This window comes from Salinivibrio sp. MA351, assembly GCF_001996065.1.
GTDB classification, from domain to species: domain Bacteria; phylum Pseudomonadota; class Gammaproteobacteria; order Enterobacterales; family Vibrionaceae; genus Salinivibrio; species Salinivibrio costicola.
In genome coordinates, this window is the sequence record NZ_MUFG01000004.1 from 30,693 (window position 1) to 44,834 (window position 14,142).

Annotated in this window: 14 protein-coding genes; all 14 read right to left on the minus strand. The window is 49.4% G+C overall.

What is annotated here, in order from left to right:
• Positions 1-53: 53 nt before the first annotated feature.
• The 14 genes from fliJ to BZG78_RS03900 all read right to left on the minus strand — a co-directional run bounded on the left by fliJ (position 54) and on the right by BZG78_RS03900 (position 14,037).
• A complete protein-coding gene (gene fliJ / locus BZG78_RS03835; RefSeq protein ID WP_021023061.1) occupies positions 54-503 on the minus strand; it encodes a flagellar export protein FliJ in 450 nt (149 codons plus the stop codon).
• A gap of 3 nt (positions 504-506) precedes the next feature.
• Positions 507-1,826 (minus strand): flagellar protein export ATPase FliI, encoded by a 1,320-nt coding sequence (gene fliI / locus BZG78_RS03840; RefSeq protein WP_077660431.1) that lies wholly within the window; start codon positions 1,824-1,826, stop codon positions 507-509.
• The gene (locus tag BZG78_RS03845) at positions 1,823-2,800 is read right to left on the minus strand and encodes a flagellar assembly protein FliH (protein ID WP_077660432.1); all 978 of its coding nucleotides are present in this window, start codon (positions 2,798-2,800) and stop codon (positions 1,823-1,825) included. Before BZG78_RS03845 ends, fliI begins: the two co-directional genes overlap by 4 nt.
• 29 nt (positions 2,801-2,829) lie before the next feature.
• Entirely contained in the window at positions 2,830-3,882 is a 1,053-nt protein-coding gene (gene fliG, locus BZG78_RS03850; protein WP_021023058.1) for a flagellar motor switch protein FliG, read from the minus strand.
• On the minus strand, positions 3,872-5,647 hold the full coding sequence (gene fliF, locus BZG78_RS03855; protein ID WP_077660433.1) for a flagellar basal-body MS-ring/collar protein FliF: 1,776 nt from the start codon (positions 5,645-5,647) through the stop codon (positions 3,872-3,874). The genes fliG and fliF overlap by 11 nt, the downstream gene beginning before the upstream one ends.
• A 15-nt stretch (positions 5,648-5,662) precedes the next feature.
• Positions 5,663-5,974, minus strand: a complete 312-nt coding sequence (fliE, locus tag BZG78_RS03860) for a flagellar hook-basal body complex protein FliE (protein ID WP_021023056.1) — start codon at positions 5,972-5,974, stop codon at positions 5,663-5,665.
• Positions 5,975-6,084: 110 nt separating this feature from the next.
• Positions 6,085-7,497: a sigma-54 dependent transcriptional regulator gene (locus tag BZG78_RS03865; protein WP_077660434.1), complete on the minus strand. Its 1,413-nt coding sequence runs from the start codon at positions 7,495-7,497 to the stop codon at positions 6,085-6,087.
• Positions 7,494-8,543: an ATP-binding protein gene (locus BZG78_RS03870; RefSeq protein ID WP_021023054.1), complete on the minus strand. Its 1,050-nt coding sequence runs from the start codon at positions 8,541-8,543 to the stop codon at positions 7,494-7,496. The genes BZG78_RS03865 and BZG78_RS03870 overlap by 4 nt, the downstream gene beginning before the upstream one ends.
• Positions 8,544-8,681: 138 nt before the next feature.
• Positions 8,682-10,166 (minus strand): sigma-54 dependent transcriptional regulator, encoded by a 1,485-nt coding sequence (locus BZG78_RS03875; RefSeq protein WP_077460303.1) that lies wholly within the window; start codon positions 10,164-10,166, stop codon positions 8,682-8,684.
• Positions 10,167-10,329: 163 nt separating this feature from the next.
• Positions 10,330-10,734 (minus strand): flagellar export chaperone FliS, encoded by a 405-nt coding sequence (fliS, locus tag BZG78_RS03880; RefSeq protein WP_021023052.1) that lies wholly within the window; start codon positions 10,732-10,734, stop codon positions 10,330-10,332.
• Positions 10,735-10,746: 12 nt separating this feature from the next.
• A complete protein-coding gene (locus BZG78_RS03885) occupies positions 10,747-11,049 on the minus strand; it encodes a hypothetical protein (RefSeq protein ID WP_021023051.1) in 303 nt (100 codons plus the stop codon).
• Between the two features lie 2 nt (positions 11,050-11,051).
• Positions 11,052-12,410, minus strand: coding sequence for a flagellar filament capping protein FliD (gene fliD, locus BZG78_RS03890; RefSeq protein WP_077660435.1), 1,359 nt, complete (start codon positions 12,408-12,410; stop codon positions 11,052-11,054).
• Positions 12,411-12,428: 18 nt separating this feature from the next.
• Entirely contained in the window at positions 12,429-12,857 is a 429-nt protein-coding gene (locus tag BZG78_RS03895) for a flagellar protein FlaG (RefSeq protein WP_021023049.1), read from the minus strand.
• Positions 12,858-12,912: 55 nt separating this feature from the next.
• On the minus strand, positions 12,913-14,037 hold the full coding sequence (locus BZG78_RS03900) for a flagellin (protein ID WP_077660436.1): 1,125 nt from the start codon (positions 14,035-14,037) through the stop codon (positions 12,913-12,915).
• Between the last annotated feature and the right edge of the window lie 105 nt (positions 14,038-14,142).

Genomic DNA, 14,142 nt, shown 5'->3' on the forward strand with positions numbered 1-14,142 from the left:
TCAATGTGCTGGCATGTCGGTAATGATAAAGCAATTATCGCGCCATTTTATTCTTAGGAAAAGGGAGAGGGACGTCGGCGTGCAATAATTGCTGCCATTTCATCCATTTGACGCTGTTCTTGATAATGAGCACGTTCTGCTTCTTCTCGCGCTCGCTTTTCGATTAACCACTCGAGAGACTGCCGGTGTTGGCGTGTTTGTTGCCATGCTTGACGGCACTGTTCTAAATGATCCTTAAACTGATGCTCAGCACCTCGTTGCTTTGCCAAGGTTTCATCAAGCTGGACGATAAATTTATTAAGATGGCCAAACGCGCTGGCAGAGAGCCCTGACTGACCCCGGTCAGACATTTGTCGGCAATATTCCAGACGATACTGCTCAATTTGCTCGAGCTGGTGATAATAGCCATCTAATGCTTGCTGGGCTTCACTGACGCTAAGTTGCGCCTGCTTTTCATCTTCTTGGGCCTTTTCTAACAATAAATGCAGTGCATGGTCAGCCATAAATTATCCTTGCAAGGTTGAGCGCAACATATTGACGCACATATCGAAAGGGACCACCTCTTTCATCCCTTGTTGCAAATAATTATCCAGTTTTGGCTTCAGGTGAAAGGCTTGGTCAACGGCTGCATCACTGCCTGGCTTGTACGCGCCAATTGAGACCAAGTCTTGGTTTTTGCGGCAAACGGACAACACTTGCCGCACCGCTTTCGACATCAAGATTTGCTCGTCACTGGTAATATTGGGCATCACACGGCTTACCGACCGTTCGACATCAATCGCCGGATAATGCCCGCCATCCGCCAATTCGCGAGATAACACGATGTGACCATCAAGAATGGCACGTGCAGCGTCGGCAATTGGATCTTGTAAGTCATCACCTTCGGTCAATACAGTAAAAAATGCCGTGATCGAGCCCTGCCCGACAGCACCATTTCCTGCACGCTCGACTAATGAGGGTAAACGGGCAAATACCGAGGGTGGGTAGCCTTTGGTCGCGGGAGGTTCACCCACGGATAATGCGATCTCACGTTGTGCCTGAGCAAAACGTGTTAATGAGTCCATCAGCAAAAGGACATCCAACCCAAGATCGCGAAAATACTCAGCGATCGTCAGTGCCGTTTGACAGCCTTTTAAGCGCACAAGCGGCGATGAATCAGCAGGGGCGGCGATAACGACGGCACGGGCCCGGCCCTCTTCCCCTAAGATATCATCGATAAATTCTTTTACTTCTCGGCCACGTTCRCCAATCAGCCCCACAACCACAACTTGTGCGGTGGTGCCACGTGTCATCATCCCAAGCGTTACGGATTTACCCACACCAGAGCCGGCAAACAACCCAATTCGCTGCCCTTTACCGACAGTAAGCAGACCGTTAATCGCTTTGATCCCCACATCGAGGGGTTCTCTAATTGGCTGTCTCGCTAATGGGTTGATGGGAGTACCTTCTAAACTGGCCTGCTTATCAGTGTAGATATCCCCTTTTCCATCCAGTGGGTTTCCCATACCGTCGATAACACGGCCAAGCAGCTCCATGCCTACGGAAAGTTGGCTACGTTCAGATAAAGGCGTCACACGTGCGCCCGGGAGTACTCCAGAGACTTGTTCATTTGGCATCAAGTACAACAACTCTCCGGCAAACCCCACCACTTCCGCTTCGATGGTCCCATTTAAGGTCTCGACCGAACAAACAGAACCGATAGGCGCCCGGCAGCCGATCGCTTCGAGGGTTAAGCCGACCATTCGTACCAATTTGCCGGATGCCACGGGTTTTGGCGCAAGGTTATCTAATTGACACCGCTTTAAGCGCTCAGCCAGCTGACTCATGACGACACGCCATCATCATCGCTGGAGGAGGATGAAGCATGAGGTTTTGCTTGCTCTTGCGCTTGTGTCGCTGCGTCTGACGACGGTTGCGCCGACGACTTCAGCGTATCGGTTTCAGTCTTGGGCGTATTAGCACTGGGATCGTCAGCGCCAGACGTGGAAGACTGGGATGGCACTGATTGCCGTGACTGGTTTTTCCCTTGAAACTCGCGGAGCAACGCCTCCACCCGTTCATTGTATTGATAATCAACCACAGAATCTTTCGATTTCACATGTACATCACCACGCGCTAACGCGGGCTCTGATTGTAACGTCCAATCCCGTGAGGCTAACATGGCGTCGTCGTAGGCTTCGGTGACCACGGCATAATCATCAGGATGTAACGCGGCTGTGACGGGATGATCCGCCACGGGGAGTGCAGCTATCGATGCGCGTAATGTCTGTAAAATGACCTGCGGATTGGTTTCTAACTCCACGCCGGTCAGCGACTTAGTCAATGCTTGGACCATTACCAAAAGCTGCTGTTCGACGTCTATATCAAGCTTCTCCAATGGATGACTGAGCTGATTAAGAATGGTGTCAAGATGCTGACAGCGCGTCTCAATTAATGCTTTTCCCTCTTCAACACCCTGCTCATACCCTGCCTTTTTGCCTTCTTCGAACCCTTTTTCGTGCCCTTCTTCTAGGCCACCCTCTAGCCCTTCTTGATGCCCGAGTTGTTTGCCTTCTTCATAGCCTTCGTCATAACCTTGTTGCCGAATCGCTTCTAGGGCATCGGCCGTTAATGGCTCTGGGGCCGGCTCACTTTCTTCAACGTCAGTATCCGCTTCTGGCTCCCAGCTCGGATCATAATTGAGCGCAGTATCTTTGGGCAGATTATCTCGATCGCCATAAGGCGGCAGTGTCCAACGATCGATCGTTTCGGCGTCAGCTTCATTGGCACGAATATAGCCACGGCGTTTATCTAAACTCATCGACAACCTCTACGCGAAAGAAAAGCAACTTATACAAACTCATCACCGCCGCCACCAGTGAGCATCAGCTCACCGGCATCGGCAAGACGACGCGCAACGGAAAGGATTTCTTTTTGTGCCCCTTCAACATCGGAGACACGAATTGGCCCCATGGCTTCGATATCATCTTGCAGCATTTCGGCCGCACGTTTAGACATGTTGCGATAGATTTTCTCGCGTAAATTATCTTCCGCTCCCTTAAGTGCTTTTTGCAGCACTTCTTGCGGCACATCGCGCAATAGGGTCTGTATACCGCGGTCATCCACATCAATTAAGTTGTCAAAGACAAACATCAAGTCTTGGATTTGTGATGCCATCTCTTCGTCCTGATCACGAATGGAGTCCATTAAGACACCTTCTACACTGTTGTCCATGTAGTTCATGATTTCGGCAGCCGCTTTTAAGCCACCAATTTTGGCGGCTTGAGCACCCGCTTGGCCAGCAAACTGCTTCTCCATGATTTCGTTTAGTTCGTGTAATGCCGCTGGCTGGACTTCTTCTAAGTTGGCGATCCGCATCATCAGATCGAGCCGGTCACGCTCAACAAACTGGGAGAGAATTTCTGCTGAATGTTCAGGATCTAAGTATGACAGCACGATAGTTTGAATCTGCGGGTGCTCGTTGATGATGATGCTGGCGACTTGACGCGGATCCATCCATTTGAGTGAGTCTAAGCCTTTGGAGCCACTGCCAAGCAAGATTTGGTCAACCAAGTTATTAGCTTTGTCTTCACCCAGCGCCGCCACCAGTGCGTTACGCACAAAGTCTTCGCTTCCCATCCCAATCGATGTGTATTTTTGGATTTCTTCCAAAAACGCACGATGCACCGCCGCGACCTTGTCCGAGTTAAGATCGGTCATTGATGTCATCGCCGAACCGACTCGCTGCACTTGTTTAGGTTCGAGGTGTCGAATGATGCTTGCTGCATCTTGCTCACTTAAACTTAACAGTAAGATGGCGGCTTTCTCAATCCCACTTAAAGAGCTGATATCGAAACTTGAGCCGGCTTGCTCTTCACCCGTGTTTGCGACTTCATTTGCCATCTTCGGTCACCCAGTTTTTTACCGCTTGTGCGGCCAAGTCTGGCTCATTGGCGACCAGCGCTCGGACCGCTTTTAGCAAGTCTTCGTCTTTATGTAAGTTTGGCAGCTCAACATCTGACGCTGACATGGCAAAATTACTCGAGCCATCGAGCTCTGAACCAATCAAACCAACGTCATCGCCATCTGGGGTAATGGGTAGGCCATCCGGACCCAAGATTTCGCCATTAGGCCCGACAGTATTGCCATCTTCGTCGATATTGGGGTACAACAGCTTTTTCATCGCTGGGCGAACCAACACCACAATAATCACGATAATGACTAAAGCAGCCGCCAACCAGCGTACCCAATCATTAAAGTTTGGATGATCCCAGATAGCAACATCTTGTTCGGCAGCTTGCTCAGGTTCAACAAATGGTACGGCGATCACTTCAAGCACATCACCGCGCTGCTCACTAAATCCTACCCCGCCCATTAATAAGCGGCGGATTTTTGCCAGTTCATCATCCGTTAAAGGCTCTTTAACCACATCACCGGTGTCCGGATCGACACTTTGCTTAAAATTCACCGCCACTGAAACAGTTTGGCGGTCGATCACGCCTGATTGCGCGCGCCGATGACGAATTGTCGTATCTAATTCAAAATTACGCGTCGCTTCTCGACTGACCGAACCATTTCCGCCTACACCATTTTTTAAATCTCGTACATCTTCAGGAATAGAGGCGTCTGCTGGTGGTTGATTGCTTAATGCCCCAGGTATACCAGCCACACGGTCGGAGCCGTTATAGTCTTCACGTGTGTATTCACTGCGCGTCGCTGGCGTATTGGGGTTATATTGCCGTTGCGTTTCTTCCAACGAGCTAAAATCCAGTGTTACATCAACTTGTGAGGTATAGTTCCCCAGTCCCAGTATGGGGATCAAAATCGAGTCTATCTTTTCGCGCAATTGTCGCTCTTGTTTCCGTTCCAATTCGTACTCTTTGCGCCGCGCCGCTGAAGCCGGATCTTCACTGCCTGAGTTTAGCAAACGACCATGCTGGTCGGTGACGGTTACGCGCGTGGGTTTTAGCGAGGGGACTGCGGAGGCCACCATATCAACAATCGAGTCGACTTCTTCCTGGCCTAGGGTATTACGCCCGCCAAGGGTCAAAAAAACTGTTGCGGACGCTTCTTGGTTGTGACGCACAAAAACACTCTGTTTAGGCAGCGCCAACAGTACTCTCGCGTTTCGCACTTGACGCACTTCTTCAATCGCTGCCGCCAGTTGACGTTCACGACTCAGTTTTAAGCGTTCTGTTTCAAGCTTTTGCGATACACCAAAGCCCATATCATTGAGCAAAATATCGTCGCCCTCTGCCGTGGCTGTATTTAAGCCCGCTCGGGTGAGCCCAAGACGAATAGACGAGTAATCGCTAGAGGGAACGCGGATGGTGTTTCCATCGAGTTGATAATCGACTTTGCTTTGATCCAGGTGATCGAGAACCGGGATAAGCTCTTCCGTTTCGTACGTACCCAGTGGCCGCATCTCTGGCTCTTGTACCCAGAAAAAAAGCATCATGATCAGGGCCACGCAGATCGCGACCGCAAGCACCAAGATCAGTTGACGCACCATGTCGAGATCGCCAAATATCGAATTTGACGACGCCGATTGTTCGAGTGCATCCGGATCTTGCGCGCTTTGCTCCGAGTCTAGCGTTGCATCGGTCGATGGTAATGCTGCTGCACCATCTGAAACCGCGAGATCGGTATTTTGATTCTCTTCAGCCACTGATTAATTCCTACATTAAACAGGCATGTTCATTAATTCTTTATACGCTTCAACCAGTTTGTTGCGCGTTTGCACTGTTGCGTCAAAGGCCACACTGGATTTGTTCCGAGCGATCATGACATCCGATAAGCTCACATTACGATCGCCTTCATCAAACCGGGTGGCGAGTTCACCGGATGTTTTTTGCAGTCCATTGACATGATTAATGGCACTGGAGAGCATATCGCCAAACTCTTGGCTAACTTGCTGTCCCGTGGCAGGCTGAGACACATTTTTCGCGGCTACCGCCATGGCTTGCATTTCTTGCGTCAGGGCATTGGCTTTCATCGTCGATCCTTCCTGTGTCAATTTTTTGTCAAATGAGTCAGATTTCTATCAGATATCTGTGTGTTTGCAACTTTGAGACCACTTTAGCAAAAAGCCGCAACACCGCGCGATTATTGGGGAATATCGATGCCAGCATCACGCATTTTGGCTAATTTGTAGCGTAAGGTTCTCGGGCTAATCCCAAGGCGTTCTGCAACATCTTTGCGGCGTCCTTCACAAGCGCGGATCGTTTCTAAAATAATAGAAAATTCCTGATCGCGTAACTCATTGCCCAATCCTACGCCATTGGGGGGCTGCTCAACATGCTCAGTGGCCGTTGGAGGAGAAGCCGGAGCTTGTGCTTGGTGGTTAAAGCGCGTATTCATTACTTGATTTTGTAAGCTAGACGCATCTTGCCAATCTTGCCCCTCCAGTAGAATATCAGAGGCTTGAATGTGCGACTGCGTGGCCAAGATTAATGCGCGTTGCATAACGTTATCGAGCTCTCTGACATTACCAGGCCACGGGTACGCGAGCAGTTTCTGTTCGGCATCTGGATGCAAACTTGGGCAAGGTAAGCCTTGTTTTTGACAGTGGCGTGACAGTAAATAATGCGCCAGTGGAATAATATCACCGAGACGATCACTGAGCGCCGGCCAGGTGATGGGAAAGACATTCAAGCGATAGTAAAGATCTTCTCGAAAGTGGCCTTGCGCTACGTATTCTTTTAAGTCGCGGTTACTGGTGGCAAGCACCCGCAAATCAAGCTGGATACTTTTTCGTCCACCTAAACGCTCAACCTCACGCTCTTGCAACACGCGTAGTAATTTCGCTTGCAACCCAAGCTCCATCTCACTGATTTCATCCAGTAAAATGGTTCCGCCTTGTGCCTGTTCAAACTTGCCCGGGCAAGCCTGAACCGCGCCAGTAAAGGCCCCTTTTTCGTAGCCAAATAACGTGGCTTCTAACATGTTTTCTGGAATCGCGGCACAGTTAATGGCGACAAAAGCGGCATTGGCACGTGCTGAATGATCGTGAATATAGCGCGCCATGACTTCTTTTCCTGAGCCTGATGGCCCTAAGATCATCACATTCGCATCGGTATTTGCTACTTTGTCTGCCAACGCCAGTAAGGCGACGCTTTTTGGATCTTCAGCAATCGCATCGGAGTCATCGGTTTTGACAGGGGCATAGCGGCTCACCATATTTAACAGCACTTCGGGGGCAAACGGTTTGGCCATGTAATCGATCGCGCCCTCTTTCATCGCCGCCACGGCATCTTCGATGTTGGCATAGGCCGTCATCAGCAAAACCGGTAAATTCGGCATGTGTGTTTTAATCGAGCGCAAAAGTGCAAGGCCATCCATTCCTGCCATTTGCACGTCAGAGACGACAATATCAATGGCCTCTGATTTCAGGGTCACTAAGGCTTGCTCGGCACTGTCCGCTTCTCGCCAGTGATACCCTGCCAGCGCCAGTGTATCGACAAGCGCTTCGCGCAACCCTTCATCATCTTCAACGATTAGCACGGTTGTTTGGCTCATTGTGTTTCTCCTACGCTCTCACCATGATCTGCCACCGCCCCTTTGGCGAGCGGCAAACACAATGTAAAACAGGCCCCTTTTTCAGGCTCAGATTGTAAGGTGAGCTTGCCATCATGGGCATGACACACCATTTGCACAACGGCGAGGCCAAGACCTGTCCCTTGTTGTCGCGTGGTAAAAAAAGGCTCAAGGACTTTGGCATGTAACTCCGGCGCGATGCCTGGCCCGTTATCCGCCACCGAAAGTAAAAGGTTATCGCCCTGCAGCCGTGAATCGACAACGACTTGGCAGCCTTTGCCCGCTACCTGGACAGCATTAATCACAAGATTACTTAAGGCACTGGCTAACGCATTGGGGTTGCCCAACACCTTTACACTTTCGTCGTCACTGTTAATTGCAAAATCAACATCGTGTCCTTGAACGACCGCATCCACCATGGGCTCAAATTCATTAAATAGCTGTTCGACACTGAATACCTTGACCACGTTATTGTCGCCGCCTTTGGCAAATAGCAACATGTCATTGACTTGCTTTTCCAGATCATGCAAACGGTCTAACAACTTGAATTGAAAACGCTGCCTGGTCGCATTATTCAGGTTTGGGGCACCTAGGTTGGACGCATACAAAATGGCACTCGATAGTGGCGTACGCACCTGATGCGCTAATGATGCCACCATTTTACCTAACGATGATAAGCGTTGTAGATCACTGACACGCGATTGCAATAAACGGGTTTCGGTCATATCGGTAATTAAAATGAGCTGCCCCGAATCGGACGCTGAGATGGCCAGTTTTACTCGCCGACCATCTTTTAGTGATACCTCGTGCCCATCATCGTCACGTGGGGAAAAGGCCCGTTGTATCACCTCAAACCAACGCTGCTGAGTCAATGGCTCACCCAGTAGTCGATGCGCCTCTGGATTGGCTTCAGCAACACGTCCATTGGCGTCCAGCAAGATAACCCCCGCAGGCATAACATCCAGAACTTGCTTATATCGAGTAACTTGTTGATCCACTGATCCAAGTGGCGACGATTGGGTTTCCATTTAAGCAATACACATTTCAATCAAGGTTTTACTCATTTAAGCAGGGATTATGCCATAAAAATAGTCAATAATATCAGCTTGTTGAAGACAAAAAAGCGAAGTCATTTTTTTGACTCCGCTTTTTGACACATTACCGATTTATATTAACTCTTCTTTGTTGAGTCCGTACTTACGCATTTTTTCCACCAAGGTGGTTCGCCGCATACTCAACATATCCGCAGCTCTCGCGACGACGCCTGACTGCGCCTCAAGTGCCTGCTTGATCAGATCAACTTCTACCTCAGCCAGGGTCTCTTTAAGATTAACGCCCTCGGGAGGCAAACTAGTAAAACCTGGACTGTCAGAAAAGCCTGGCATCTCATCGTCAAACGCGGGAATATCTGGCTCACAAAACATCGCAGTGAGTGCCTCTCGCTCTGCCATTTCGGTGTCTTCTACCGAATACGCTTCTGGCTGAAATTCAGGAATATCACTGTAGCGATATTTCGCGGGAAGGTGATTTACATCCACCATTTGCCCCGGATATAAAATCACCAAGCGTTCGATAAGGTTGGCCAATTCACGCACGTTCCCTGGCCACTGATGTTCCATTAGCGAATTAATTGCTCGCGGTGAAATATGAATTCGTCCATTTCCTTCACCATCTAGACGAGACATCAGTTCGTGGATAAGCAAGGGAATATCGTCAATACGATCTCGCAATGCAGGCATCTCAATCGGGAATACGTTGAGTCGGTAATAGAGATCTTCGCGAAATTCGCCTTCTTGGATCATCGTTTCCAGTGTGCGGTGAGTGGCAGCAACCACTCTGACATTGGCGCGAATACTTTTATTTCCTCCCACTCGCTCAAACGTACGCTCTTGAAGGACGCGTAACAACTTCACTTGCATTGGCATCGGCATATCGCCGATTTCATCCAAAAAGAGCGTTCCACCCTCCGCAAGTTCAAAACGTCCTTTGCGTGCTGAAATTGCGCCGGTAAAAGCCCCTTTTTCATGGCCAAAGAGTTCACTTTCGAGGAGCTCTCCGGGAATCGCACCACAGTTCACCGGCACAAAAGGACCGGTCGCGCGTGAGGATGAATGATGAATATGGCGTGCAACCACTTCTTTACCGGTGCCAGACTCACCTAAAATCAACACACTTGCCTCGGTTGAAGCAACCTGATCAATTAAATGACGAACCTGTTCAATCACATCGCTCTTGCCAACCATATTATGAAAGGCGGTGTTGTCACCTGCGAGTTGTGGAATACTAAACGCTTGTTTTCCAGCAAACTCACGGCAATGGTGTAAGGCGTCAAACAATTGTGGGTAATTTAACGGTAAGCCCAGTTCGCCGACATAATTAGGCAACCCGGAAAGTTCACGATCATGACGTCGAATCGCAATCACTGGAACATGGTGATAGGTTGCAAGTTGGTCAAGCACTTTCTCTAACAGCGATGTCGAGCGGACGTGACCAAGAAAACATGCGCCCCAGTTTTGCTCCCAGAGTGCATCACTGACATCTGTGGTCGAGTGAAGCGCGTAACGCTCGCCGATAAAATCGAGTATCACGCCGAGATCGTGACGAAACTGGTCATCGTCATCGATAACAAGGATCTTTGCTAAATCTTGCATGTGTGAGATACGTCTGCCCTGATAACTTATTATTATTGTGCCGCTCGTAAGCAACAACAATCTCAATTTTAATCAAGACATTGTAATAGAGAACGCGCATAAGGCAACCGGAGACACAGTAAACCTGTGACTCCAGTGCCATGTCCGTCGTTTGGTAGGCGGTTTAACTGGTCGCTTGGGTCATATTATGGTATTCAGAGGGAATCTGGTCCCAAGCTGATTTTATCTCTCGCAATAGCTCAATCACATCGTCAATGGGTTCTGGCGTATTGTCTAAGTTGGCGGCACTGACTTGTCGAATCATAAAGTCATAAATGGCATCCAAATTATCCGCGATATCACCGCCCTCATCCATAGATAAACAAGCCCGTAGATTGATAATAATATCCAATGCCTTACCTAGGCGCTCACCTTTGACGGATAAATCGCCTTGTGCCATCGCCGCCTTGCCTTGAATTAAACGCTCAATAGCCCCGGCCATCAGCATCTGGATAACCTTATGAGGCGACGCGGCGCTTAACTGACTGTCAACAGAGACCTTCTTATAGGCCTGTAGTGAGCCTCTCATAGTCTTCCTCACCTATTGAAATTTCTTATACAGCTGCACAGACTGCTTCCCCTTGCGCTGCTGTAACAAGCGCTTGGCAGATTCTGCTTTGTGCTCTTCGAGCGTATCAATGAGCGTTTTTGTTCTTGCCAACGCCTCGGACCATTGTGGATGACTCGGCGCCTGTGTTGACGCTGCAATCTTATCGAGCAGCGTTTTTCTATCATGCAATTGTTGAGCCAGCTTTTCTGGATCAATGTCACTTAAGGTTAAGTGCTGAGCAATGTCTGCATCCATTACCTCTAACGTGACGAGCCAATCCGCAATCTCTGTCATGGCTAACCTGGCATGATGTTTTGCATTGCTTGCAATTGAGAACGCATTTGACTCGTTGCTTCTTCCATCGCAGAAAAGCGCTGCATGGTTCGTGACTCTAAGCTTTCCATGCGTCTATCTAACTCACGCTGATCATCACGTAATCTCAGCTTTTGCTCTGAAAGCGTGCTTTCACGGTTACTGATCGCCCCACCCGCGCCGGTGAACCCATTGACCACCTGCTCTAATTGACGCGCAAAGCCATCATTGCCACCGAAAAAACCTTCTAAAGCGTTAAAGTTTTGACGCAGCTGGCGGTCTAACACTTTATTGTCGATTTCTAAACGGCCATCCATGGTGGTCGTCACCCCAAGTTCACTCAATGTTTTCATCCCTTCAGGCGCTTTCTCTATCGGGGATGAAAATAAGTTACGTAACCGACTGGTCGCCGTACGTATCACACTTTCACCCGCCAACGGACCGCCTTGTTGCGTTTCGGGATCATATTGGCTAACGGCTTGAGAGACACGGAAGAACGCATTGTAATTATCAACAAAAGACGTAATCGTTGATCGTACCGATTCTCGGTCATGCTCTACCGCCAGTGAAAGTGGCTTATCACTGGTTTGGTCAACTTCTAACGAGACACCCTCGATAGCATTATCAAATGTATTGGTTGTACTGGACACCGAGGCGATACCATCAATCAATATCTTGGCATCTTGTGCTGCCTGCATTTGCGTCATGCCATTATTAGCTTGTCCAGCTTGAAACCCTAACTGGTGGAGTGCACTGCCTATCTGAGCATCAACATTCACTTCGATCCGATTCGTTTCCCCGGTTTTATTACCGTTTAGCACCATACGTGCGCCACTATCGTCTTGGATAAGCGACGCCTGGATCCCGGGGTTTTTAGGATCGTTGTTAATCGCCCGCACAACGTCAGCCAAGCTGTCTTTGCCTTGTGGTACATCGATCACACTGGTGCGATTACCCATGGTGATCGTAAGTTTACCCGTACCCAACGAGGCATCAGGATCGACGCCTGGCGAGACAAGCTTATGAGCCCCCGCAAGTTGCTGTACATCAATCTGATAACGTCCAGGGATGGCGTCCGGGGTTGCCGTAGCACCGAGCGCGTCGGGGTTGCTCACCGATGTGGTTCTCGCCGAAAAACCTTCGTTACGACGAAAATCATACATCTGGGTTTTAAGTGTCGCGAGAGAATCTTTTAAGCGACCAAACGCACTAATGTCGGTTTCAACGTCATTAGTGCGTTTGATAATCCGCTCTTGCTTGGGTGCACGTTCAGCATCCACGATTTTAGTGACCATGGCATTAATATCCATGCCACCGCCCATGCCTGCTGCTTTTACACTCATAACGACTCTCTCACCTCGTTACACCTTCTCTGTGACCAGCCCTCGCGCGTGTTGCGACAATTGCTTAGCAAGCTCTAACATTTCTTTTTCTGGAATTTGACGGATGATATCGCCACTGTTCATTTCATACACGGTGACAATGCTACGTCCTGTGTCTTCATCCAGTCGGAATGCGAGCCCTTTGTTAAAGTCAGACATAAACTCATCCAGCCGGGCGACCAGCTTTTCAAGCTGTTGTCGTTGTAGCTGACGGTTTTCCTCAATGCGCTGCGACTGTTCAACACGCCGTTGCTGCATTGATTCTCGCGCTTCTCGGCGTTCAGCTTGCTGATGCTGATTCACCGGATCAGACTGCGTTTTTCCAACTCTTACATCTTTTGCAATCTTTGTGCCATCAGAGGGTTTTGAGTGCAGCAGGGATGAATTGGAAACGGATGAAATGTCCATTGCTATTCACCTCCAAAAACGTAGCGGCGGCGATTAGGCCGCCGCTCGTGAATGGTTAACCGAGCAAGCTCAGTGCCGCTTGTGGCGCCTGCTTGGCTTGCGCCAAAATCGAGGTACCAGACTGCTGCAGAATTTGCGATTTGGTCAAGTTCGTTGTTTCTTTCGCGAAATCAACATCACGGATTCGGCTGTTCGAGGCCGATACGTTTTCATTGACGTTATCCAAGTTCGCAATTGTATGGCTCAAACGGTTTTGCTTCGCACCCAATTCAGCACGGTGAGAGTCGATAAATTGCATCGCATTATCGATCATACCGACCGCTTTTTGTGCGCCACCCATAGACGAAACATCCACATCTTTGATGGTTTCATCCACTTTGGTTCCCATGGAGAGCGACGTAGCCAGCGCCCCTGAGAAGGTTGCATCCGAACCTGCCCCAGTGACAATTTGCAGCTCACCGTCTTCCGTCACCGATGCACTGAGTTTATCGTCAGCCTGACCATTAATGTAGGTCGCGATTTCTTCAATGTCATCACCGCCTTTCGCCGTTACATTGATCGACGTTGAGGTGCCATCCGCATTGGTGATATTGATTGCCATGGTTGCACCGGCAGTAGCTGTCCACCCTGCTGACTTACCATTCGTAGCCGTAAAGCTAGCGCCACCCATTTCACTGTGGTCAGCGCGGATGTTTTTGAACTCCATCATCACCGCTTCACCAGCATCAGCACCCACTTGGAACGAACGCGTACCAAATGTGCCGTTGAGGAGCTTGGCACCACCGAACGAGGTGGTTTCTGCGATACGGTTTAGCTCGTCTTTCAGCGCGACCACTTCTTCTTGAATTGCGCTACGTTCAGAGTCACCGTTAGCACCGTTAGCGGATTGCAGTGACAAGTCACGCATACGTTGCAAGATGTTGCTTGACTCTTCCATCGCCCCTTCAGCGGTTTGCGCCATTGAGATACCGTCATTGGCATTTCGAACAGCCACACCCAAGCCACTGCTTTGTGCCATCAAGCGGTTAGAAATCTGAAGACCTGCCGCATCATCTTTGGCACTGTTGATACGAGAGCCGGATGACAAACGCTCCATTGAGTTGTTCAGCGCATCGGTCGAATTATTCAAAAATCGCTGAGCTGTCATCGCAGGGACGTTAGTGTTAACAGTAATAGCCATAACTATTCTCCTTAGGTTCTAGGTCCGGCTTCGCCCAGCTGACCAGGGAAAACCAGTGTAAAATTGTTCACAACCCATGTAGCGGCGCACGTTGAGAAAGCTTTA